Source organism: Streptomyces sp. NPDC034084, assembly GCF_055575535.1.
Map to the genome: position 1 here is coordinate 41,974 of NZ_JBVISK010000009.1, position 22,612 is coordinate 64,585.

Sequence of the window (22,612 nt, forward strand, 5' to 3'; positions counted from 1 at the left end):
ATTCGCCACGCGACACCCTTGACACGGCATCAGAATCACCCCATCGCCCGGGGCCGCACCGGCGCCCGGCCTGAGCCCGCGGCCAAGGGGGCAAAGGGGGACATACGCTCGACATCGAAACAGTTGTGTCACAAACCAGTTGCCCGGTGAAGATCTCGTGAGAAGGATCCTGGATCATAGAGACCCCGCCACCCCCTGCCTCCGGCACGGGCGTGCGGCGGGACCTGCCTCATTCCATACGGATCTGGAGTAATACGTGGCCAACTCTTCTGGCCTGAACCGCACGGGCATCCTGTCCCGTGTCACGGTCGCGGCGATCACGGCCGCCCTGGTCGGCACCACGACGGCCGCCGTCGCCGCTGACGCGCCGCAGGAGCGGACGGCGTCCGCCGCCTCGCAGCCCTCGTCGAACGCGAGCGCCTTCGCCGCCACCAGCGACGCCCAGGTGAACGCCCTGTACGGCATCGACTCCCGCGGCGACATGTACGGCTACCCGCCGAGCGGCGAGGGCGGCCTCGACGCGCGCGTCTACTCCGGCTACGGCTGGAACAACGCCAAGTTCATCACGCAGGTCGACCAGGACCACGACGGCTACTCGGACGGCATCTGGGACGTCACCGCGGGCCGCCTGTCGTACCTGAAGTTCGGTGCCGACCCGGTCTCGATCGGCACCGGCTGGAGCATCTACAACAAGGTCCTGTCCGCCGGCCAGCTCGGTGGCGGCACGGCCGACGACGTGCTCGCCCGTGACAGCTACGGCACGCTGTGGCTGTACCTGGGCTACGGCAACGGCAAGCTCACCAGCCGCTACAAGGTGGGCACCGGCTGGGGCATCTACAACCAGATCGCCGGAAAGGGCGACCTGAGCGGCGACGGCAAGGACGACCTCGTCGCCCGCGACGGCAACGGCACCCTGTGGCTGTACCGCGGCACCGGCAACTACAAGGCGCCGTTCGGCACCCGCACCAAGATCGGCAGCGGCTGGGGCATCTACAACAACATCCTCTCGGTCGGTGACATCGACATCGACGGCATCACCGACGTGATCGCCCGTGACGGTGCCGGCGCCCTGTGGCTGTACAAGGGCACCGCGAACGGCAACACGCCGTTCAAGCCGCGCGTGAAGATCGGCACCAGCGGCTGGAACTCGTACCGCCTCATGTTCTGATCCCGCTCCCGTCGCGAGACGGCGCGTGTGACGAACGAAAGGGCCCCGCTCCTCTTCCGAGGAGCGGGGCCCTTGCCGTTCACCCGATGCGTCAGCCGCGGATCAGGTTGCGGAGCACGTACTGCATGATGCCGCCGTTGCGGTAGTAGTCCGCCTCACCGGGGGTGTCGATGCGGACGACCGCGTCGAACTCGACACCGGTGTCGGTGGTGACCTTGACCGTGCTCGGCGTGGTGCCCTCGTTCAGCTGCGTGACGCCGGTGATGGAGAAGGTCTCCTCACCGGTCAGGCCGAGCGAGTCGGCCGTCTGGCCGGCCGGGAACTGCAGCGGCAGGACGCCCATGCCGATGAGGTTCGAGCGGTGGATGCGCTCGTACGACTCGGTGATGACGGCCTTGACGCCGAGGAGCGCGGTGCCCTTGGCGGCCCAGTCGCGGGACGAGCCGGAGCCGTACTCCTTGCCGCCCAGGATGACCAGCGGGGTGCCGGCGGCCTGGTAGTTCTGCGAGGCGTCGTAGATGAAGCTCACCGGGCCGTCAGGCTGGGTGAAGTCGCGGGTGTAGCCGCCCTCGGTGCCCGGCGCGATCTGGTTGCGCAGGCGGATGTTGGCGAAGGTGCCGCGGATCATGACCTCGTGGTTGCCTCGGCGCGAGCCGTAGGAGTTGAAGTCACGACGCTCCACACCGTGCTCGGTGAGGTACTTGCCGGCCGGGGTGTCGGCCTTGATGGCGCCGGCCGGGGAGATGTGGTCGGTGGTGACCGAGTCGCCCAGCTTGGCCAGGACGCGGGCACCGGTGATGTCGGTGACCGGCGTGGTCTCCATCGTCATGCCCTCGAAGTACGGGGGCTTGCGGACGTAGGTGGACTCGGCGTCCCACTCGAAGGTGTTGCCGGTCGGGATCGGCAGCGCCTGCCACTGGGCGTCGCCCGCGAACACGTCCTGGTAGGACTTGCTGAACATGTCCTCGCCGATGGCGTTGGCGACGACGTCGTTGACCTCGGCCTCCGACGGCCAGATGTCGGCCAGGTAGACGGGCTTGCCGTCCTGGTCGACGCCGAGGGCGTCCTTGGTGATGTCCACCTTCATGGAGCCCGCGATGGCGTACGCGACGACCAGCGGCGGGGAGGCCAGGTAGTTCATCTTGACGTCGGGGTTGATGCGGCCCTCGAAGTTGCGGTTGCCCGAGAGGACCGAGGTCACGGCCAGGTCGTGCTCGTTGACGGCCTTGGAGACCTCCTCCGGCAGCGGGCCGGAGTTGCCGATGCAGGTGGTGCAGCCGTAGCCGACGAGGTTGAAGCCGACCTTGTCGAGGTACGGGGTGAGGCCCGCCTTGTCGAAGTAGTCGGTGACGACCTTCGAGCCCGGGGCGAGGGTGGTCTTGACCCACGGCTTGCGGGTCAGGCCCTTCTCGACGGCCTTCTTCGCGACGAGCGCGGCGGCGACCATCACGTACGGGTTCGAGGTGTTGGTGCAGGAGGTGATCGCGGCGACGGTGACGGCGCCGTGGTCGATCTCGTAGGTGGAGCCGTCGGGGGCGGTCACCTGGACCGGCTTCGACGGGGCACCGTTGGGGTGGTTGGCCGGGGCGTCGGAGGCCGGGAAGGACTCCTTGCCCGCCTCGTCGACCTCGTCGACGTAGTTGCGGACGTCCTGGGCGAACTGCGCGGCGGCGTTCGCGAGGACGATGCGGTCCTGCGGGCGCTTCGGGCCGGCGATGGACGGGACGACCGTGGAGAGGTCGAGCTCCAGCTTCTCGGAGAAGTCGGGCTCGGCGGCCGGGTCGAGCCAGAGGCCCTGCTCCTTGGCGTACGCCTCGACGAGCGCGACCTGCTGCTCGGAGCGGCCGGTGAGCTTGAGGTACTTCAGGGTCTCGTCGTCGATCGGGAAGATCGCGGCGGTGGAACCGAACTCCGGCGACATGTTGCCGATGGTGGCGCGGTTCGCGAGGGAGGTCGCGGCGACGCCCTCGCCGTAGAACTCGACGAACTTGCCGACGACGCCGTGCTTGCGCAGCATCTCGGTGATCGTGAGGACCAGGTCGGTGGCGGTGGTGCCGGTGGGGAGCTCGCCGGTCAGCTTGAAGCCGACGACGCGCGGGATGAGCATGGAGACCGGCTGGCCGAGCATCGCGGCCTCGGCCTCGATGCCGCCGACGCCCCAGCCGAGCACACCGAGGCCGTTGACCATGGTGGTGTGCGAGTCGGTGCCGACGAGGGTGTCGGGGTACGCCTGGCCGTTGCGGACCATGACGGTGCGGGCCAGGTGCTCGATGTTCACCTGGTGGACGATGCCGGTGCCGGGCGGGACGACCTTGAACTCGTCGAAGGCGGTCTGGCCCCAGCGCAGGAACTGGTAGCGCTCCTTGTTGCGGCCGTACTCCAGCTCGACGTTCTGGCCGAAGGCGTCCTTGGTGCCGAACTTGTCGGCGATGACCGAGTGGTCGATGACCAGCTCGGCCGGGGCGAGCGGGTTGATCTTCGCCGGGTCGCCGCCGAGCTCCTTGACGGCCTCACGCATGGTGGCGAGGTCGACGACACAGGGCACACCGGTGAAGTCCTGCATGATCACGCGGGCGGGCGTGAACTGGATCTCCTGGCTCGGCTGAGCCTGCGAGTCCCATTCGCCGAGGGCCCGGATGTGGTCGGCGGTGATGTTCGCGCCGTCCTCGGTGCGGAGCAGGTTCTCCAGGAGGACCTTCAGGCTGTAAGGGAGGCGCGCGGAGCCCTCGACCTTGTCCAGCTTGAAGATCTCGTACGACTCGTCGCCCACGCGCAGCGTGCTGCGGGCGTCGAAGCTGTTCGCCGACACGACAGTCTCCTTCATATATGTGCGCGTTCCACCACATCCTGCCGCCACGTACACGTCGTCGATCCGCTAAGGTAAGGCTAAGTTAGGTAACCCTTACCAGGGTGGCGGCAGCGGTGCGCCTCGGCAGATATCTCGATGTCGAGATAACTCTAGTACATCGCCGCCGCCCGGTCATGCCTGGCGTGCCTCTGCTTGCGCAGAAGGCCTTACTTCAGGCGGCCGACTCCGGACCCCTCACTTCAGGTGCCGGCCGAAGAACCGGTTCCCGTCGTCCACCTCGAACCACGGGGTGCCGGTGTGACCGCCCATGTTGGCGTGCAGTGTCTTCTCCTCGGTGCCGAAGGCGTCGAAGAGGTCCAGGGCGCGCTGCCGGGGGTTTCCCTCGTCATCCCACTGGAGCAGGAAGAGCAGCGGCACGGTGACCCGGCGGGCCTCCTCGCGCTGGGCGCGGGGGACGTATCCCCCGGCGAAGAAGCCTGCGGCCGCGATGCGCGGCTCGGTCACGGCGAGGCGGATTCCGAGGGCGGTCCACCCCGAGTACCCGACCGGGCCGCCGATCCCGGGCAACGCGAGGACGGCGTCCAGGGTGGCCCGCCACTCCGGGGCCGCGTCGTCGACGAGCGGGCCGATGAAGGACTCGAAGATCTCGTCGACCGGCTCACCGGCCCGCATCGCCCGGCGGAGCTCGGCGCGGGCCTGCTCGTCCGCGGCGGAGCGGGGCCGGTCGCCGCATCCGGCGGCGTCGATGGTGGCCACCGCGTAGCCGTACGCCGCGGAGTGCCGGGCCCGGGCCACGAGTCGGTCCGCCGTCCTGGGCAGGCCGTTGTTGTGAGCCATGAGGATCAGCGGGACCGGCGCGGCGGATGCGGGCGTCCACAGGGTGCCGGGGATCTCGCCGAGGGTGAATTCGCGTTCGAGGACGCCGTCGTCGAGGCGTCGCTCGGAGGTGAAGTGCATGGTCGTGCCTTTCGAGAGTGCTCTGGAACGGCGCTCCCGGACGACCTGCCTATCGTCCGACCGTGACCCCGGAGGGGAGCACCCATGTCGATACTGCGTTCACGGGTACCACCTCCTCGTTCTCTCGCACGGCCTCCGGAAAGTTAGCAGGGGGCGCGGTGCCCCGCCAGCGGATTTTCAGGGGTCCAGGATCCAGGCGGGGGCTCCCGGATCCGGGGATGCGCGCGCCCCGAACGGATGCCCCCCGATTGCCGCGGTGGCCCGCGCGCCCGACGATCGATCCATGTTCAGCGGCGCGCATGTGATTCTCTACACCCGGGACGCGGAGGCCGACCGGGCCTTCCTCAAGGACGTCGTCGGCTTCGAGCACGTGGACGCCGGGGGCGGCTGGCTCATCTTCCGGCTGCCGCCCGCCGAGATCGCGGTGCACCCGACCTCGGACGAGCCGAAGCACGAGGTGTATCTCATGTGCGACGACCTCACGCGTACGCTCACCACGCTGGAGGACCGGGGCGCGGAGATTTCACGGGCCATCACCGACCAGGGCTGGGGGCTGCTCGCTGCGGTACGGCTGCCGAGCGGTACGGAGCTCCCCCTGTACGAGCCGCGCCATCCCACCGCGCTGAACCTCCCCGGTTAGGGCAATCTGGTCATAGCCTGACGAAGGTGACGGGATATCACCCGAACGCACTATCCCAGTGATCACCACATCTCATATCTGAGATAACGTGACGCCATGGCAGACGACTACCTCGTACGTATCGGCAAGCTCATCCGTGACGCCCGGCAGCACCGCGGCTGGACGCAGACGCAGCTCGCCGAAGCGCTGGCCACGAGCCAGAGCGCCGTCAACCGGATCGAGCGCGGCAACCAGAACATCAGCCTTGAGATGATCGCCCGGATCGGCGAGGCCCTCGACAGCGAGATCGTGTCCCTGGGGTACGCGGGGCCGATGCACCTCCGGGTCGTCGGCCGGCGCCGTCTCTCCGGCGCCATCGACGTCAAGACGAGCAAGAACGCCTGCGTCGCGCTGCTCTGCGCCTCGCTCCTCAACAAGGGCCGCACCGTCCTGCGCCGGGTCGCCCGCATCGAGGAGGTCTTCCGGCTCCTGGAGGTTCTCAACTCCATCGGCGTCCGCACCCGCTGGATCAACGACGGCGTGGACCTGGAGATCGTGCCCCCGGCCGAGCTCGACATGGAGTCCATCGACGCCGAGGCAGCGATCCGCACCCGCTCGATCATCATGTTCCTCGGGCCGCTGCTGCACCGCATGGACCGCTTCCGGCTGCCGTACGCCGGCGGCTGCGACCTCGGTACGCGCACGATCGAGCCGCACATGATCGCGCTGCGCCGCTTCGGCCTGGAGGTCACGGCCACCGAGGGCATCTACCACGCCCAGGTCGAGCGCTCCGTCTCCCCCGGCCGCCCGATCGTCCTGACCGAGCGCGGCGACACCGTGACCGAGAACGCGCTCCTGGCGGCGGCCCGCCACGACGGCGTGACCGTCATCCGCAACGCCTCCTCCAACTACATGGTCCAGGACCTCTGCTTCTTCCTGGAGGCCCTCGGTGTCCGCGTCGACGGCATCGGTACCACCACCCTGACCGTGCACGGCGTCCCGCAGATCGACGTGGACGTCGACTACTCCCCCTCCGAGGACCCGGTCGAGGCGATGAGCCTGCTCGCCGCCGCGGTCGTCACCGAGTCGGAGCTGACGATCCGCCGGGTCCCGATCGAGTTCATGGAGATCGAGCTCGCGGTCCTGGAGGAGATGGGCCTCGACCACGACCGCTCGGCGGAGTACCCGGCGGACAACGGCCGCACCCGCCTGGTCGACCTGACGGTCCGCCCCTCGAAGCTGGAGGCGCCGATCGACAAGATCCACCCGATGCCGTTCCCGGGCCTGAACATCGACAACGTCCCCTTCTTCGCGGCGATCGCGGCGACGGCCCAGGGCAAGACCCTCATCCACGACTGGGTCTACGACAACCGCGCCATCTACCTCACGGACCTCAACCGCCTCGGCGGCCGCCTCCAGCTCCTCGACCCCCACCGGGTCCTGGTGGAGGGCCCGACCCGCTGGCGCGCCGCCGAGATGATGTGCCCGCCGGCCCTCCGCCCGGCCGTGGTCGTCCTCCTCGCGATGATGGCCGCCGAGGGCACCTCCGTCCTCCGCAACGTGTACGTCATCAACCGCGGCTACGAGGACCTCGCGGAACGCCTCAACTCGATCGGCGCCCAGATCGAGATCTTCCGCGATATCTGACGGCTGTTTACAATGCGCCTCTCGGATCCATTCGGAAGAGAGCATTGTGAACAAAGCGCGTATATGTCTCGCGGTGGCCGCCGTTCTCATGGTCGCCTCGTGCGGGGGCGGCGGGGAAAGCGACACCACTGTCGACACCTCCCGGCTGAGCGACCGCGAAAAGGAATGGGTCAAGTTCTCCTACGCGCACGAGAAGAACCAGGACATCAAGGAGAAGTGGGAAGGACTGCCGGCCGACGGCGTCAAGTCCTACCTCGATGAGCAGCTTCCCCGGCTGTGCGGCGACACGGCCGCGCTGATGGAGAGCCTCAAGGCGGCGGGCTACGAGGCCGGGGAGATGCGGGAGTACAAGGAGAAGTCCGCGGAGCTCATCTGCTGATGTCCGCGCGTTCTCGCAGAGGGAAGGTCCCTGCCGTCATCGGCAGGGACCTTCGTGTTCCGGAGGGCGGCCGCTCTAGGCCACCGCGCCTCCGAGGATTCTCAGGGAGTACGTGGCGTAGGCCCGGTGCAGGACCATCACCACGGGGCCCGAGGTGAATACGCCGCTGACGACGTACTCCTTCTTGTTTCCGGTCTCGGCGACCTTTTTCTCGTACAGGGAATCGGTCTCCTTCTTCGCCTGATCAAGCCAGGAGGACGCCTTGCCGTGATCGACTCCCGCCACGTCCAGACCGGTGCAGGCGGCGAGGAAGCCGAGGGCGTCGGACTGGTTCGCGCTGGTCCGGCAGACGAGGGACGACATGTGGGTGTGGTCGGCGTATCCGGCCGAGACCGTCCTCCCTTTTCCGCCGCGGCCGTTGACGTACGTCCTCTTCTTCCCGTCGGGCATCTCCTGTTCGACGGGCTTGTCCAGTTTCAGCGTCCAGGTCTTCGCGAGGCCGGCGAGGAATTCCTTCCCGGTGTATCCGGTGGCCATCGTGTCCGCCGTGCCGAAGCCGGGCCTCTTGTCGCCCGACACCGCGTGCTTCGGCAGGTCGGCGGCGTGCGGAGCGGTCCTCGTCGTGGTGGACGGCGCGGGACGAGGCGACGCCGTGGCCTTCGGGCGCTCGGGCGCCGCCGTGCCGGGGCTGTTCTGGCTGCTGCAGGAGGCCGTCCCCGCCGTGCCGATGGCGACCGCCATCAGCACGGCGGGGACGCGGAGGGCGGCGCGGATCACACGCCACCGTCGACGAGGCCGCAGGGACCGGGCTCGGGGTAGTTGTACGGAACGAAGGCGATCGCGTCGAACACGACGTTCGCGTCTCCGGTGCCGCCCTTCTGGATGTTGTCCATCTCGATCCGTCCCCCCTTCCAGAAGGTGAAGGTGCCCATCTCGAACCAGGTGTCCTTGCCCGCGCTGCGGGTTCCCTGGTTCACGTTGCAGTAGTCGGGCTTGGCGCCCGCCGTGTTGTCGCCCGGGATGAAGTCGTACCGGACGACCGCTTCCGCGCCGTGACTGGGCAGGTGCAGGTAGATCTTGTAGCGCTTGCCGGGCTGGTCTCCGGAGGGCAGCTTCTCCTGGTTGACCTGCCACCGGCCGGTGACCTGGTGGAACGGCTCGGTGTACGGGTAACTGTGCGTGAAGTAGACGTGGTGGTCGTACCCGGCGCCGAGCTGGTGCAGGTCGAGCGGGGCGATGTAGGGGGTCGCGCGGAAGGTGCCATCGCTCCTCAGCGTGGTGACGCTGTCGCCGGCCTGGAGGGTGAACTTGCCGTCGTCGGCGCCCTCGAAGTCCCCGCAGCCGTAGGTGTCCTCGTGCTCTCCGAGGTCATCGACGATGATCGCGTTGGTGTAGACGCTCGGGTGGTCGATGCAGGGGCCGTGACCGTACTTGCTCTGGAGCGCGGGTTCTCCCGATCCGAGCGAGTAACTGAGCTTTTCGGTGCTGGAGTTGCCGGTGTTCTGCCCGCCCATCCAGTCCGCGCTGCCGCTCCAGCGGCACTGGTCGTCCCAGGTCGGGCACGGGTCGGCCGCGGTGGGGGTGCAGGCGTTGATGGACGGCGAACAGAACAGGGTGCGCGGCGGGATCTTGATGACGCCCATCGGCATGGTCGGCTCGGAGTACGACTCCTCGGCGTTCCAGGTCAGCTGGGGCGTCTCCGCCCAGCCGAGGATCTTCTCCGAGTAGTTCCACTCGCCGGGGCGGGAGGCGTCGTTGTAGCTGTAGCGGAGGAACGGCTGACGGTCGGCCGGGTAGCTCGGGTTGACCGGGTTGTTGAAGAAGCCGAGGCCGACGGAACCGGAGGTGTAGACGCCGGAGTTGTAGCCCCACAGCGCCATGTACCAGTTCTCGATGTAGGCCGGGTTGCCGTCGTTGGCCGTCATGCCCAGGGCCTTGAGCTGGTTCCACTTCTCGGCCAGAATGCCGAGACCGGCGGCGATGTTCGCCGCGTAGTCCGTGGTGACGGCGCCCGCGCGCAGGGTGTCCAGCTGGGAGTCGTGCTTCTCCGACATGCCGGTGGTCACCTGGGCGATGCCGTAGCCGCAGTCGGCCTTCTCACGGTTGGGGTAGCCGTGGATGCCGTTCAGGTTGCCGAACCAGTCGGACCGGGTGACGTTGCCCGAGTCGCCGTTCATGGAGTGCCAGGAGGCCTGCTTGAAGTTGGACTCCTGGGCGAGGATGCCCAGCATGACCTGCGCGGGGATCTCGCCTCCGCCGGTCAGCGCCGGCTTGGGGAAGAGTCCCTGCGGGGTGTAGGCGGCGAGGCCCGTGTCGTGCCAGTTCTGCTCGCGGGAGACGTACAGCCGGCCGTGCACGGCCTGGTCGACCGCCCACTCGACCTGGTTCGCGCTGGCCTGGAGCGCCTGGCGCTTCGGGTCGTTGCGCTTGACGATGCAGGGTGTCTCCATCGTGCCGACCTTGCCCCAGACGGGCGCGCCGGCGCCGGAGAGGCACTTCGTCTCCGGCTCGCCCTCACCGCAGTTGCGCGGATCGTCGTCGTCGTCGAGAGGCAGGGCGAAAGCGGCCGGGTCCATCGACGGCGCCGAGTCCGGCTTCGGCCGCTTGCGGTCGGCGTTCACGAGCTTGGTGGCCTTGGCACCGGTCTTGAGCGCGGTCGCCTCGACGGTCAGCGATCCGGCGCCCTCGGAGGAGGCCGCGCCGATGCGTGTGGTGATGCCCTTCATCTGCTCGGAGAAGACCGAGTGGGTGACCAGGTGGCCCTGCCGGGAGATCCCGGCGACGCGGCCGTCCACCGCGTGCTTGGCGAGCCCCGGGGCCTTGCTGGTGTCGATTCCCTTCACCTCGCCGACGACCGCGGCGCCGTCGGCGACGGGGAGGAGCTTGACCTTGCCCTTCGGGGCCCGGCCCAGCTCGGTGAAGCCCTTGCCGTCGAAGTGGGAGATGACGCTCTTCTCGCCGTCGACCGTGCCGACGTCCACGCCGTTCTCCGTGGCGGTCAGCGCGAACATCGGGCCGGGCACCGCGGCGAGCTTGCCGGCGGTCAGCTTCTTGCCGTTGCCCTTCAGGTCCACCAGGTTGCCGTCGAGCACGCCGACGGTTCCCTTCCGGGTGGGCGTGACGTGCGTCAGGTAGCCGTCGACCGTGCGCCGGGAGGAGACCGATCCCTTGGCCGCGTCGACGGAGATCACCGTCGTCGCGCCGGCGGACGTGTCGGTGGCCGAACTGGAGGTGAACGCCACCTCGTCGCCGGATCCGCAACCCGGCGTGAAGTACGCCAGTTTGACCCGGTCGGGTATCTCGGTGACCTTGCCGTCGGAGAGCCGGATCACCGCGGCGAAGGCGCCGCGCTCATATGCGCCGGGCTCGTTGGACCAGACCGACGGGGCGTAGACCGCCGCCGCGTAGTTCCCCGAGCCCGTGGTGCAGACGTAGCCCGTCCACGGGCCGATGTCGGACAGTTCCTTGCGATCGAGACGGGCGATCTCGTAGAAGGAGAATCCGTCGTTCTCCTTCGCCGCGAGGATGTGGAGTCCCTCGGCGTCGCCGGTGGCCTGCACGATCGCGTCCGACGAGGAGGCGTAGTCCGCTCCCAGGTCCTTGCTGGGGGTGGAGAAGAGACGGGGCGTCGTGCCGTCCGCGGCGGCGGGGGCCGCCGTGGTGTCCGCGGAGGCCAGGGGAACGAGGGCGGCGGACGCCGCCACCACGCTCAGGGCGATCAGCGGGTTCGTGGCGAAGTATCTTCCAAGGCGTCGCGTGCGCATGCTCTTCCTCACATCCAGTCCGTGCAACTGCCGTGAAGCGCCGGGAGGCTCACGTCGACCGGCTTGTCTCCGGTGGCGGTGGGGTCCTGGATGATGTACTTCATCGGTTCGGGGTCGTACTGGGCGTTGACGTCGTTCCAGCACGCCTTCGCGGTCGTGCCCTTCCAGTTCTGCATCGGGGTGTAGGCACCCGCCACGCCGTCGCCGAGCCTGCCCGCCGTGTCGTAGGCCTCGACGCCGCCGTCGGGGTCACGCGTCGTCCACAGCGTCAGGTACACGTAGTCGGGCGAGGTGTCGAGGTCGCGGGAGACCTTCGCCCACACGCCCTGACACTCCGGCGACCACATCAGCCGCACCGCGACCGAGCCGTCCGCCTCGGTCACCTGTTGAAGGATCTCCGCGTCGGCGTCACACCCCATCTGGATGGGGTCCTTGCCCGAACACGTGGCTCGCCAGCACCCGGTCGCGGCCGCCGGGCTCGCCTGAATTCCCTGAAAAACTCCCGCCAGTAGCGTCAGAGCGGCCGCTACCGGCACCCATCTGCGTATGCCGTGCACACACATCACCTTCACTCTTTCTTCTCCGTGCCGTTTCGGGCGCACGGAAAAACGTGTTCTTCCTTGCCACCCTTGGGCCGCTTCCGGCGACATGGGGCATGCGCAGAATACGCGAACAGGCCTGTGGCGAAAGCTGGTTGCAGCCCCTGCCACCTGCTCCGATGCCGAAGTTGGACATGTCGTGGCAGTGCGTCTCATCCGTGGTGCACGACCCCAGAGCGGGACGTGTCATACGGTTTCTCCGCGGCGAGCAAATAGGCCCGTATCCGCCGGTTCGGCATTTGAGAACGCGAGGTAATGTCGTTCTTCCCGTACTCCTCGGCATTCACCCCGGGCCACCAATTGCCTGTCGCCGGGTGGGGGTTGCGACTACGATCCGGGCCGTGGATCCGTACACCAGCGTCCCGCCGCCGCCCCCGCTGCCGCCCTCGACTCCGCCGCGGCCGGCTCCGCGCCGGTGGTGGCAGCATCCGGTGCTCGTCGTCGTCGCGTTGGTCGCCCTGCCGCCCGTCGGCATCGGGCTCGCGTGGCTGAGTCCCTGGCAGAGGAGCCGGAAGATCCTCGCCGGCGTGCTCGCGGCCGTCTGGTTCGTCCTCCCCTTCCTCGCCGGCGATCCGCCGGAGAGGAAGCCCGTACGGGACGATGCCCGGCCGCCACGGGTCACCATCACGGTCTCCTCCGCGCCCGAGCCCGCCGCGCCTCCCTCGCTCGTGGGGAAGGGCCTCCGGGAGGCGAAGGACGCCGCCTCCGCCGCCGGGTACTCCGTCGTCTCCCACGACGCGTCCGACCAGGACGCCAGGCAGTGGGACGCCGACGCGTGGACGGTCTGTTTCCAGACCTCCGCCGGGCAGCGGTCGGGCGACCGGCCCGCCCTCGACCTCGCTGTCGTGCGCGTCGGGTCGCCCTGCCCCGCCGCCGACGGCGAGAAGCTCCCCTGGCCGAGGATGCCCGCCGTCACCGGCATGACCTTCGCGCGCGCCTCCGAGGCGCTGAAGCCGATCGGGTTCAGGAAGGTCGAGCGCGAGAGCGCGTACTCCGACGTGGCGCTGCCCGGCGTCGCGGATCCGTGGAAGGTCTGCTTCCAGGACCCCGAGCCGGGCAAGGAGGTCGAGAACCCGCAGTACGGGACGGCGTATCTGAAGCTCGCGCCGCCCGACACGGCGTGCCCCGAGCGGCCCTATGCCGAGCTGCGCCCCTCGGCCACGGCGAAGCCGTGACGGAGGGGCGGCACGGTGTGCGTCAGGCGCCTGGCATCATGCCGCCGCCCTTGAGGCGTTCGAGGTCGGAGGGACGGACCTTGATGACGAAGAGGGCTATCAGCGCGCCGATCACGGCGAAGATCGCCGCCGTGACGAAGCCCGCCGAGACGCCGGAGGTGAGGACCTGGTCGGCCCAGGGCGGGGGCAGCTGGCCGGTCTTCGCGAACTGGGCCTTCTCCAGCGGGCCCGCCTGGGACAGGAAGGCCGGCACCTGCGTCTCCGCCTCGTTGCGGCTGGCCGTCCCGAAGACCGTCACCAGGATGGAGAGGCCCAGTGAACCGCCCACCTGCTGCATGGCGTTGAGCAGGCCTGACGCGGCTCCCGACTCCCTCGGCTCGACGTTCGACAGCGCCATGATGGTCAGCGAGACGAACATCAGTCCCATGCCGAGGCCGAAGACCAGGATCGGGCCGAGGATGCTGCCTGCGTAGGTGGAGTGCACATCGGTCAGCGTCAGCCAGGACAGGCCCGCCGCCGCGAGAATCGAACCCGTCACCATGAAGGGTTTCGGGCCGTACTTCGGCAGCAGGTTGGACGTGAGCCCGGCGCCGACCGCGATGATCGCGCTGACGGGCAGGAAGGCGAGGCCTGCCTGCAGGGGGCTGAAACCGAGGACCTGCTGGACGAAGAGGGTGAGGAAGAAGAACATCCCGAAGATCGCGGCCGCCAGGCAGAGCATGATGGCGTACGTGCCCGAGCGGTTGCGGTCGGCGAACATGTGCAGCGGGGTGATGGGCTGCTGCGATCGCCGCTCCACCAGCAGGAAGAGGGCCAGGAGCACCACGGCCGCGCCGAACGAGCCGATGGTGTAAGGATCGCGCCAGCCCTCCTGCGCGGCCCGGATGAAGCCGTACACCAGCGCCACCATGCCGAGGGTGGAGGTGAGCGCGCCGAGGAGGTCGAAGTGGCCGGGGTGTCGCTCGGACTCCTTGACGTGCCGTGGCGTCAGGAAGGCGATGACCACGGCGATCGGCACGTTCACGAAGAAGATCCAGCGCCAGTCGAGCCACTCGACGAGCATGCCTCCCGCGACCAGTCCGATCGCGCCGCCGCCGGCCGAGACGCCGGCGAAGACGCCGAAGGCCCTGTTGCGTTCGGGGCCTTCGTCGAAGGTCGTGGAGATCAGGGACAGCGAGGTCGGGGAGGCGATGGCGCCGCCGACGCCCTGGAGCGACCGCGCGGCGAGCAGCTGCCACTCGCTCTGCGCCAGGCCGCAGAAGAGCGAGGCCAGTCCGAAGAGGAGGACGCCGAACATGAAGACCCGTCGGCGGCCGAGGATGTCACCCGCGCGCCCGCCGAGGAGGAGGAGTCCGCCGAAGGTGAGCGTGTAGGCGTTGACGACCCACGCGAGGCTGGTGGTCGAGAAGTCCAGTGCGCTCTGGATGTGCGGGAGCGCGATGTTCACGATGGTGATGTCGAGGACGACCATCAGCTGGCAGGAGGCGATCACGAACAGGGCGATGCCCTTGCCGTCGCCGTCGTGTTTCCGTGGAGCGGTCGCCGTGCGGGCCGTCGGCTCCGGTGTCCTACTCATGGCAGTTCATGGCGCATCACGCCCCCCGGTCGAGGGTTGGGCCGGTCAGTCCACCTTTCGACACTAAGCCCGGCCCCGGCGCGCGACCAGTTGATCAAGCATGCGCGGGCTCGTCGAGGACCGCGAAGCCGTCGAGCTCCACCAGCGCCTGCTCGTCCCAGAGCCGTACGACTCCGATGACGGCCATCGCCGGGTAGTCGCGGCCCGCCAACCGGCGCCAGATGCGGCCCAGTTCGTGCGCGTGCTCGCGGTAGCCGGGGACGTCGGTGGTGTAGACGGTGACGCGGGCGAGGTCGGCGGGGGCGCCGCCGGCGTGCCGCAGGGCGGTGAGCAGGTTGCCCAGGGCGGTGGTGAACTGCTCGGCGAGGTCCTCCCCCACGACCTTGCCCTCGGTGTCGAGGGCGGTCTGTCCGGCGAGGAAGACGAGCCGGGACCCGGTGGCGGTGACGGCGTGCGAGAAACCGGTGGGCGGGGACAGTTCGGCGGGGTTGTGACGGTGCAGGCTCACGGGGTCGCCTCCTTCGCGGTCTTCTTCACGGGCGGCAGCTTCGCGTACAGCTCCTTCGCGATGATCGTGCGCTGCACCTCCGTCGCGCCCTCGTAGATCCGGGGGGCGCGGACCTCGCGGTAGAGGTGTTCCAGGAGGTGGCCGCGCTGGAGCGCGAGGGCGCCGTGCAGCTGGACGGCGGCGTCGACGACGTACTGGGCGGTCTCGGTGGCCAGGAGCTTGGCCATGGCGGAGCGCCGGGGGACGTCGGGGTCGCCCTCGTCGTACGCGACGGCCGCCGCGTACACGAGGAGGCGGGCGGCCTCGGTGCGGGTGGCCATCTCGGCGACGCGGTGCGAGACGGCCTGGAGGTCGGCGAGGACGCCGCCGAAGGCGGGGCGGGCGGCGGTGTGGGCGAGGGCGGCGTCGAGGGCGGCCTGGGCCATGCCGACGGCGAAGGCGCCGACGCTGGGCCGGAAGAGGTTCAGGGTGTTCATGGCGACCCCGAAGCCCCGGTCGGGCTCCCCCAGCAGGTCCTCGGGGCCGACGGGGACGCCGTCGAAGGTGAGGGTGCCGAGGGCGTGCGGGGCGAGCATGTCGAGCGGCTCCCCGCCGAGGCCGGGGCGGTCGGCGGGGACGAGGAAGGCGGTGACGCCTCGGGCTCCGGCGCCCCGGGTGGTGCGGGCGAAGACGGTGGCGAAGTCGGCCTCGGGCGCGTTCGAGATCCAGCGCTTCTCTCCGTGCAGGCGCCAGCCGCCGCGCCCGTCGGGGACGGCGTCGAGGGCGAGGGCGGCGGCGTCGGAGCCGGCGTCCGGTTCGGAGAGGGCGAAGGCGGCGACGGCGCGTCCGGCGGTGGCCTCGGGGAGCCAGCGGGCGCGCTGGGCCGGGGTGCCGAAGGCGGCGACGGGGTGGGTGCCGAGGCCCTGGAGGGCGAGGGCGGTCTCGGCCTCGGTGCAGGTCCGGGCGAGGGACTCGCGCAGCAGGCAGAGGTCGAGGGCGCCGGCGCCGAAGAGGCGGGCGAGGAGGCCGAGCTCGCCGAGGGCGGCGACGAGGGGGCGGTTGACCCGGCCGGGTTCGCCCTTCTCCGCGAGGGGCTTCAGGCGGGTGGCGGCGAGAGCGCTGAGCTCCGCACACCAGGTGGTCTGTGCCGGATCGAGCGAGAATGCGGGCATGTGGGCCCTCTCCGACGCCCTCGGGCGCCCTGCTCCCGGCGCCTTCCGGCGCCTTTGTCGCGAACCGTTGACTGCCGTCACCAACACGATACGCTCGTGGAGCGACGGGCGACCCCACCACGACAGGGGGACGGACTCATGGAGCTGACACCCTCGGGACACCTCGACACGTTCGCCCGCGACCGGCTGCCCCCGCCCGAGCGGTGGCCGCGTCTCGTCTTCGACCTCCCCGAGCTCGCCTACCCCGACCGGCTCAACTGCGGCACGGAACTCCTCGACCGCACGGTGGAACGATTCGGCGCCGGCCGGCCCGCCTTCCACGACGGCGAAGGCGGGGTCTGGAGCTACGGGGAGCTCCGCGAGCGGGTGGACCGCATCGCCCACGTCCTCACCACCGACCTACGGGTCCTGCCCGGCAACCGGGTGCTGCTGCGCGGCCCCACCACCCCATGGCTCGCCGCCTGCTGGCTCGCCGTGATGAAGGCCGGCGGCGTCGCCGTCACCGTCCTGGCCCAGCAGCGAGCCCCCGAGCTGACCGTGATGGCCGAGGCCGCCCGGTGCACCCACGCGCTCTGCGACGCCCGTGTGCTCGACGAGCTGCTCGCGGCCCGGATACCCGGCCTGCGGGTCACCCCCTTCGGCGGGGGCGGACCGGACGACCTGCTGACCCTCGCCGACCGCCGCCCCGGCCCGTACGAGGCGGTGGCGACCGCCGCCGACGACGTGGCGCTGATCGCCTTCACCTCCGGCACGACCGGGCGGCCCAAGGGCTGCGTCCACTTCCACCGGGACGTCCTGGCCGTCGCCGACACCTTCTCCGCGCGCGTCCTGCGCCCGCTGCCCGACGACGTCTTCGCCGGCTCGCCGCCGCTCGCCTTCACCTTCGGCCTCGGCGGGCTCGTCGTCTTCCCCCTGCGGGCCGGGGCGAGCGCGGTCCTCCTCGAACAGGCCGGGCCGAAGCAGCTGCTCGCGGCGATCGAGCGGCACCGGGTCTCGGTGCTCTTCACCGCCCCGACGGCCTACCGGGTGATGCTCGACGAGCTGACCCAGGGCACCGCCCCGGAGGTGGCCTCGCTGCGCCGCTGCGTCTCGGCCGGCGAGAACCTGCCGGAGGCGACCTGGAAGGCCTGGTACGCGCGGACCGGGCTGCGCCTGATCAACGGCATCGGGGCGACCGAGCTGCTGCACATCTTCATCTCCGCCGCCGACGGCGACATCCGCCCCGGGACCACCGGCCGCCCGGTGCCCGGCTGGCAGGCCAGGATCGTCGACCGCGACGGCAACGGCGTCCCGGACGGCGAGGAGGGGCTGCTCGCGGTGCGCGGCCCGGTCGGCTGCCGGTATCTGGCCGATCCCCGCCAGGAGGAGTACGTCCGGAACGGCTGGAACGTCACGGGCGACACGTACGTCCGCGAGCCCGACGGCTGGTTCCGTTACGTCTCACGGGCCGACGACATGATCATCTCGGCCGGGTACAACATCGCGGGCCCCCAGGTCGAGGAGGTGCTCCTCGACCACCCCGACGTCGTGGAGACGGCGGTGGTGGGCCGCCCGGACGAGCTGCGCGGCCAGGTGGTCGTGGCGTACACGGTGGTACGGGACGGGGTGCCGCGCGACGCGAGCACCGCCGCCGCCCTGCGGGCCTTCGTCCGCGCCCGCATCGCCCCGTACAAGTCACCCCGGGAGATCGTCTTCCTCGACGCGCTGCCGCGCACGGCCACGGGCAAGCTCCAGCGGTTCCGGCTCCGGGACCCGGCGTGACCGGCATGACGTGTGCGCCACCCCCTAAAGTGATCACGTGGCCGAGCAGCACACTCCCCGATCCCTGATCGTCTCCCTCTACGGCGCCTACGGCCGTGCGCCGGACGAGTCGCCGGTGCCGGTGGCCGCGCTCGTCCGGCTGCTCGGCGTGCTCGGCGTGGACGCGCCCTCGGTGCGGTCCTCGGTCTCGCGGCTCAAGCGGCGCGGGCTGCTGCTGCCGGGCCGGACGGCGGGCGGCGCCGCCGGGTACGCCCTCTCGGCGGACGCCAGGCGGCTCCTGGACGACGGTGACCGCCGGATCTACGCCCGTACCGAGCCGAAGCTGTCCGAGGGCTGGGTCCTGGCCGTCTTCTCGGTGCCGGAGGCCGAGCGGCACAAGCGGCACCTGCTGCGGTCCCGGCTCGCCCGGCTGGGCTTCGGCACGGCGGCGCCGGGCGTGTGGATCGCACCCGCCCGGCTGTACGAGGAGACCCGGAACACCCTGGAGCGTCTGGAGCTCTCCGCGTACGTGGACCTCTTCCGGGGCGACCACCTCGGGTACGCGGCGACGGCCGAGGCGGTGGCCCGCTGGTGGGACCTGCCGGCGATCGCCGGGCTCCACGAGGAGTTCCTGGCGGCGCACGGGCCGGTCCTGCGGGCCTGGCGCTCGGCACCGGCGGGCGCCGAGAACGCCTACCGGGACTATCTCCTCGCCCTGGACTCCTGGCGCCGGCTCCCCTACGCGGACCCGGTGCTGCCGGCGGAGCTCCTTCCCGACGACTGGCCGGGCCGCCGCTCGGCGGAGGTCTTCGCGGCCCTGCACGAGCTGCTGAGGGACCGGGGCGCGGAGTACGTGGGGCCGTTCCTGGCGGGGGACTAGCGTCGTACCGACAGCGCCCGCAACAGGCAGATGAACCCAGCCGTGCTCAGGACCGCGCGGACCAGGTTCCACGCCACCCAGGGCCCCTCGAAGGCGGCCCGCGCGGTGGCGGGGTCCTTGGTCGCGGCGAGGGCGTCGTTGAGGGGGACGTTCGCCGCCGAGGTGACCACGAGGACCACCAGGCCGAGTACGAACCCGGCGAGGGTCCAGAGCCGCGCCCGGCCCGCGCGGTGCTGCCAGGCGGCCACCGCCGTGAGGACCGGCACCCCGAAGAACGGCGTGAAGAACACCGGGTTCTGGATCACGTCGTTGATGTTCCGCATCACCTCGACGTAGACGCGGTCGTCGCTGCGCGCCAGCGCCGGCATCACCGAGCAGACGTACGCGAACCACACCCCCGCGATAAGTCCCGTCGCCACCGTCGCCGCGCCGAGGACCGCCCCGGCACCCTTCCCGCCCCTGTTTTCCGTCATGCCCTCATTCAAGGGGAGGGGCGGTGCGCGGGCCATGGTCTCGCGTCGCACCCGCATACGCGAGCGTCCAGGGAGGGCTATTCGCGGCGGCCGGTGGGTGGGCGGCGGCTGCCCGCGCGGTACGGGGCGGGCCAGGGGGCGGCCGGCCCCTGGTACCCCTGCTCGGCCGCCGCGTGCAGGGTCCAGTGCGGGTCGTAGAGGTGGGGCCGGGCGAGGGCGCAGAGGTCGGCGCGGCCCGCGAGAAGCAGGGAGTTGACGTCGTCCCAGGAGGAGATCGCGCCGACCGCGATGACGGGGACGCCGAGCTCGTTGCGGATCCGGTCGGCGTACGGGGTCTGGTACGAGCGGCCGTAGGCGGGCTCCTCGTCGGGGACGACCTGGCCGGTGGAGACGTCGATCGCGTCGGCGCCGTGGTCCGCGAAGGCGCGGGCGATCGCGACGGCGTCCCCGGCGGTGGTGCCGCCCTCGGCCCAGTCGGTGGCGGAGACGCGGACGGTCATCGGCCGGTCGGCCGGCCATGCCTCGCGCACCGCGTCGAAGACTTCGAGGGGGTAGCGGAGGCGGGCCGTGAGGTCGCCGCCGTAGGCGTCGGTGCGGTGGTTGGTGAGCGGGGAGAGGAAGCCGGAGAGGAGGTAGCCGTGGGCGCAGTGGAGTTCGAGGAGGTCGAAGCCGCTGCGGGCGGCGCGGCGGGCGGCGGCGGTGAACTGCTCGCGTACGGCGCTGAGTCCGGCGCGGTCGAGCGCGGCCGGGGTCTGGTTGACGCCGGGCCGGTACGGGAGGGGGGAGGCGGCGACGAGTGGCCAGTTGCCCTCGGGGAGGGGCTGGTCGATCCCCTCCCACATGCGGCGGGTGGAGCCCTTGCGGCCCGAGTGGCCGAGCTGGACGCCGAGGGCGGTGCCGGGTGCCGAGGCGTGGACGAAGTCGGCGATGCGCGCCCAGGCGGCGGCCTGGGCGTCGGTCCAGAGGCCGGTGCAGCCGGGGGTGATGCGCCCTTCGGGGCTGACGCAGACCATCTCGGTCATGACGAGTCCGGCGCCGCCGAGGGCCCGGGAGCCGAGGTGGACGAGGTGGAAGTCGCCGGGGACGCCGTCCTCGGCGACGTACAGGTCCATGGGGGAGACGACGACCCTGTTCCGCAGGGTCAGTCCGCGCAGCCGGAAGGGGGTGAACATCGGCGGGGTGCCGGGCGGGCAGCCGAAGTCCTCCTCGACGGCGGCGGTGAAGGCCGGGTCGCGCAGCTTCAGGTTGGCGTGGGTGACGCGGCGGCTGCGGGTGAGCAGGTCGAAGGCGAAGCGGCGGGGCGGCCGGTCGACGTGTCCGGCGAGCTCCTCGAACCAGCGCAGGCTGGCGCCGGCCGCGCGCTGGGTGGACTCGACGACGGGACGGCGCTCGGTCTCGTACGCGGTGAGGGCCTCGTCGAGGGTGGGGTGGGCGCCGACGGCGATGGCGAGGGCGACGGCGTCCTCGACGGCCAGCTTGGTGCCGGAGCCGATGGAGAAGTGCGCGGTGTGGGCGGCGTCGCCGATGAGCACGGTGTTGCCGTGCGACCAGCGGGCGTTGGTGACGGTACGGAAGGCGGTCCAGGCGGAGTTGTTCGAGCGGAGCTCGCGGCCGCCGAGCGCCTCGGCGAAGACCTTGGCGCAGCGGGCGGCGGACTCGGCCTCGTCGAGCTCGTGGAAGCCGGCGGCCCGCCAGACCTCCTCGCGCATCTCGACGATGGCGGTGGAGGCTCCGGCTGAGTAGGGGTAGGCGTGGAGCTGCATCACGCCGTGCTCGGTCTCGGCGATCTCGAAGCGGAATGCCTCGAAGGGGAAGTCGGCGGCGAGCCAGATGTAGCGGCAGCGGTGGGTGGTGATCCGGGGGCGGAAGTGCGCGGCGTGGGTCTCGCGGGTGCGGCTGTGGATGCCGTCGGCGGCGACGACCAGGTCGTGGCCGGAGGCGAGTTCGGCGGCGGGCGGGGCCTCGGCGCGGAAGCGGAGCCGGACGCCGAGCTCGGCGCAGCGGGCGTGCAGGAGCTCCAGGAGCCGGCGGCGGCCGAGGGCGGCGAAGCCGTGGCCGGTGGAGGTGGTGCGGTGGCCCCGGTGGACGACGTCGATGTCGTCCCAGCGGACGAGCTCGCGGCGGAGCGCCTCGTACACGACGGGGTCGGCGTCCCGGATGCCGCCGAGGGTCTCGTCGGAGAGGACGACGCCGAAGCCGAAGGTGTCGGAGGGGGCGTTGCGCTCCCAGACGGTGATCTCGCGGGCCGGGTCCTGCCGCATGAGGAGGGCGGCGGCGTAGAGCCCGCCCGGCCCGCCCCCGACGACGGCGACGCTCCGGGGGCCCCGGCCGGGCACGGTCAGCACCCCCGCCACTTCGGGGGGCGTTTCTCGGTGAAGGCGGCGTGGAACTCGGCGTAGTCCTCGCCGTTCATCAGGAGCGCCTGGGTGGCCGCGTCCATTTCGACGGCGGCGGCGAGCGGCATGTCGAGTTCGGCGGTGAGCAGTGCCTTGGTCTGGGCGAGGGCGAGGGCGGGGCCGTCCGCGAGGCGGCGGGCGAGGGCGGCGGCCCGCTCCCCCGCGGCGCCCTCCTCGGTGAGCTCGCTGAGGAGGCCGATGCGCTCGGCTTCGGCGGCGTGGACGGGCTCGCCCAGCATGAGGAGGCGGGTGGCGTGGCCGAGTCCGACGACCCGGGGCAGCAGATAGGCGGCGCCCATGTCGCCGCCGGAGAGGCCGACCCGGGTGAAGAGGAAGGAGAAGCGGGTGGTGGGGTCGGCGATCCGGAAGTCGGCGGCGAGGGCGAGGACGGCCCCGGCGCCGGCGGCGACGCCGTGGAGGGCGGCGACGACAGGGAAGGGGCACTCGCGCAGTGCGCGGACGACCTGGCCGGTCATCCGGTTGAAGTCGAGGAGCCGGGCGGTGTCGAGGGCGAGGGTGGCGCCGATGATCTCGTCCACGTCGCCGCCCGAGCAGAAGCCCCGGCCCTCGCCGCCGAGGACGAGGGCGCGGACGGCGCGCTCGCGGGAGAGCTCGGCGAGGAGGTCGCGCAGGTCGGCGTAGGCGCCGAAGGTGAGGGCGTTGAGTTTCGCGGGGCGGGCGAGGGTGACGGTGGCGACGCCCTGGTCGATGTCCAGGCGCAGATGCTCCCAGCGGGCCGTGCGGGGCGCGGAGCCGGTAAAGGGGCTCATG

General features: G+C 70.9%; 18 protein-coding genes. 7 read left to right on the forward strand and 11 right to left on the reverse strand.

Annotation, left to right across the window (positions count from 1 at the left end):
• The first annotated feature begins 256 nt into the window (after positions 1-256).
• The gene (locus ACZ51I_RS28540) at positions 257-1,168 is read left to right on the forward strand and encodes an FG-GAP repeat domain-containing protein (RefSeq protein ID WP_468881422.1); all 912 of its coding nucleotides are present in this window, start codon (positions 257-259) and stop codon (positions 1,166-1,168) included.
• A gap of 91 nt (positions 1,169-1,259) precedes the next feature.
• Here ACZ51I_RS28540 and acnA read toward each other — a convergent pair whose 3' ends face one another.
• Together acnA and ACZ51I_RS28550 are read right to left on the reverse strand one after the other, a co-directional pair.
• The gene (acnA, locus tag ACZ51I_RS28545) at positions 1,260-3,977 is read right to left on the reverse strand and encodes an aconitate hydratase AcnA (protein WP_468881425.1); all 2,718 of its coding nucleotides are present in this window, start codon (positions 3,975-3,977) and stop codon (positions 1,260-1,262) included.
• Positions 3,978-4,211: 234 nt separating this feature from the next.
• A complete protein-coding gene (locus ACZ51I_RS28550) occupies positions 4,212-4,934 on the reverse strand; it encodes a dienelactone hydrolase family protein (protein WP_468881428.1) in 723 nt (240 codons plus the stop codon).
• A gap of 283 nt (positions 4,935-5,217) precedes the next feature.
• Between ACZ51I_RS28550 and ACZ51I_RS28555 the strand changes: the two genes are divergently transcribed.
• The 3 genes from ACZ51I_RS28555 (at position 5,218) to ACZ51I_RS28565 (ending at position 7,579) form a co-directional block, all read left to right on the forward strand.
• Positions 5,218-5,574, forward strand: a complete 357-nt coding sequence (locus ACZ51I_RS28555; protein WP_468881430.1) for a VOC family protein — start codon at positions 5,218-5,220, stop codon at positions 5,572-5,574.
• A gap of 96 nt (positions 5,575-5,670) precedes the next feature.
• On the forward strand, positions 5,671-7,200 hold the full coding sequence (locus tag ACZ51I_RS28560; protein WP_468881432.1) for a helix-turn-helix domain-containing protein: 1,530 nt from the start codon (positions 5,671-5,673) through the stop codon (positions 7,198-7,200).
• Between the two features lie 73 nt (positions 7,201-7,273).
• On the forward strand, positions 7,274-7,579 hold the full coding sequence (locus ACZ51I_RS28565) for a hypothetical protein (protein ID WP_468881434.1): 306 nt from the start codon (positions 7,274-7,276) through the stop codon (positions 7,577-7,579).
• Between the two features lie 75 nt (positions 7,580-7,654).
• Here ACZ51I_RS28565 and ACZ51I_RS28570 read toward each other — a convergent pair whose 3' ends face one another.
• Genes ACZ51I_RS28570 through ACZ51I_RS28580 form a run of 3 tightly spaced genes read right to left on the reverse strand, consistent with a single transcriptional unit; the run spans position 7,655 to position 12,098 of the window.
• On the reverse strand, positions 7,655-8,356 hold the full coding sequence (locus ACZ51I_RS28570) for a hypothetical protein (protein WP_468881437.1): 702 nt from the start codon (positions 8,354-8,356) through the stop codon (positions 7,655-7,657).
• Entirely contained in the window at positions 8,353-11,343 is a 2,991-nt protein-coding gene (locus ACZ51I_RS28575) for a hypothetical protein (RefSeq protein WP_468881440.1), read from the reverse strand. Before ACZ51I_RS28575 ends, ACZ51I_RS28570 begins: the two co-directional genes overlap by 4 nt.
• A gap of 8 nt (positions 11,344-11,351) precedes the next feature.
• On the reverse strand, positions 11,352-12,098 hold the full coding sequence (locus ACZ51I_RS28580; protein ID WP_468881442.1) for a DUF2690 domain-containing protein: 747 nt from the start codon (positions 12,096-12,098) through the stop codon (positions 11,352-11,354).
• A gap of 185 nt (positions 12,099-12,283) precedes the next feature.
• On the opposite strand from ACZ51I_RS28580, the gene ACZ51I_RS28585 reads away from it, so the two are divergent.
• Positions 12,284-13,117 (forward strand): PASTA domain-containing protein, encoded by an 834-nt coding sequence (locus ACZ51I_RS28585; RefSeq protein ID WP_468881444.1) that lies wholly within the window; start codon positions 12,284-12,286, stop codon positions 13,115-13,117.
• Between the two features lie 22 nt (positions 13,118-13,139).
• Here the strand turns inward: ACZ51I_RS28585 and ACZ51I_RS28590 are convergent, their stop codons facing one another.
• The 3 genes from ACZ51I_RS28590 to ACZ51I_RS28600 all read right to left on the reverse strand — a co-directional run bounded on the left by ACZ51I_RS28590 (position 13,140) and on the right by ACZ51I_RS28600 (position 16,352).
• On the reverse strand, positions 13,140-14,693 hold the full coding sequence (locus tag ACZ51I_RS28590; RefSeq protein WP_468881447.1) for an MFS transporter: 1,554 nt from the start codon (positions 14,691-14,693) through the stop codon (positions 13,140-13,142).
• A 94-nt stretch (positions 14,694-14,787) separates the two neighbouring features.
• Positions 14,788-15,201: a RidA family protein gene (locus ACZ51I_RS28595; RefSeq protein ID WP_468881450.1), complete on the reverse strand. Its 414-nt coding sequence runs from the start codon at positions 15,199-15,201 to the stop codon at positions 14,788-14,790.
• Complete coding sequence (locus ACZ51I_RS28600; RefSeq protein ID WP_468881452.1) at positions 15,198-16,352, reverse strand: acyl-CoA dehydrogenase family protein; 1,155 nt, start codon at positions 16,350-16,352, stop codon at positions 15,198-15,200. The genes ACZ51I_RS28595 and ACZ51I_RS28600 overlap by 4 nt, the downstream gene beginning before the upstream one ends.
• Before the next feature lie 138 nt (positions 16,353-16,490).
• Here ACZ51I_RS28600 and ACZ51I_RS28605 point away from each other — a divergent pair, with 138 nt between their 5' ends.
• Together ACZ51I_RS28605 and ACZ51I_RS28610 are read left to right on the forward strand one after the other, a co-directional pair.
• Complete coding sequence (locus tag ACZ51I_RS28605) at positions 16,491-18,113, forward strand: AMP-binding protein (RefSeq protein WP_468881455.1); 1,623 nt, start codon at positions 16,491-16,493, stop codon at positions 18,111-18,113.
• Between the two features lie 37 nt (positions 18,114-18,150).
• A complete protein-coding gene (locus tag ACZ51I_RS28610; protein WP_468881458.1) occupies positions 18,151-18,972 on the forward strand; it encodes a PaaX family transcriptional regulator in 822 nt (273 codons plus the stop codon).
• Here the strand turns inward: ACZ51I_RS28610 and ACZ51I_RS28615 are convergent.
• From ACZ51I_RS28615 to ACZ51I_RS28625, 3 genes are all read right to left on the reverse strand, one after another.
• Positions 18,969-19,445, reverse strand: coding sequence for an anthrone oxygenase family protein (locus ACZ51I_RS28615; protein ID WP_468881460.1), 477 nt, complete (start codon positions 19,443-19,445; stop codon positions 18,969-18,971). The genes ACZ51I_RS28610 and ACZ51I_RS28615 overlap by 4 nt on opposite strands.
• A gap of 77 nt (positions 19,446-19,522) precedes the next feature.
• The gene (locus tag ACZ51I_RS28620; RefSeq protein ID WP_468881700.1) at positions 19,523-21,706 is read right to left on the reverse strand and encodes a bifunctional salicylyl-CoA 5-hydroxylase/oxidoreductase; all 2,184 of its coding nucleotides are present in this window, start codon (positions 21,704-21,706) and stop codon (positions 19,523-19,525) included.
• A 77-nt stretch (positions 21,707-21,783) separates the two neighbouring features.
• Positions 21,784-22,611, reverse strand: coding sequence for an enoyl-CoA hydratase family protein (locus ACZ51I_RS28625; protein WP_468881463.1), 828 nt, complete (start codon positions 22,609-22,611; stop codon positions 21,784-21,786).
• Position 22,612 lies beyond the last annotated feature (1 nt).

Coding starts and splice junctions, on each gene's coding strand:
- ACZ51I_RS28550 (WP_468881428.1), bottom strand. CDS start 4,934: ATGCACTTCACCTCCGAGCGACGCCTCGACGACGGCGTCCTCGAACGC.
- ACZ51I_RS28555 (WP_468881430.1), top strand. CDS start 5,218: ATGTTCAGCGGCGCGCATGTGATTCTCTACACCCGGGACGCGGAGGCC.
- ACZ51I_RS28560 (WP_468881432.1), top strand. CDS start 5,671: ATGGCAGACGACTACCTCGTACGTATCGGCAAGCTCATCCGTGACGCC.
- ACZ51I_RS28575 (WP_468881440.1), bottom strand. CDS start 11,343: ATGCGCACGCGACGCCTTGGAAGATACTTCGCCACGAACCCGCTGATC.
- ACZ51I_RS28580 (WP_468881442.1), bottom strand. CDS start 12,098: ATGAGACGCACTGCCACGACATGTCCAACTTCGGCATCGGAGCAGGTG.
- ACZ51I_RS28590 (WP_468881447.1), bottom strand. CDS start 14,693: ATGAGTAGGACACCGGAGCCGACGGCCCGCACGGCGACCGCTCCACGG.
- ACZ51I_RS28600 (WP_468881452.1), bottom strand. CDS start 16,352: ATGCCCGCATTCTCGCTCGATCCGGCACAGACCACCTGGTGTGCGGAG.
- ACZ51I_RS28605 (WP_468881455.1), top strand. CDS start 16,491: ATGGAGCTGACACCCTCGGGACACCTCGACACGTTCGCCCGCGACCGG.
- ACZ51I_RS28615 (WP_468881460.1), bottom strand. CDS start 19,445: ATGACGGAAAACAGGGGCGGGAAGGGTGCCGGGGCGGTCCTCGGCGCG.
- ACZ51I_RS28620 (WP_468881700.1), bottom strand. CDS start 21,706: ATGCGGCAGGACCCGGCCCGCGAGATCACCGTCTGGGAGCGCAACGCC.
- ACZ51I_RS28625 (WP_468881463.1), bottom strand. CDS start 22,611: ATGAGCCCCTTTACCGGCTCCGCGCCCCGCACGGCCCGCTGGGAGCAT.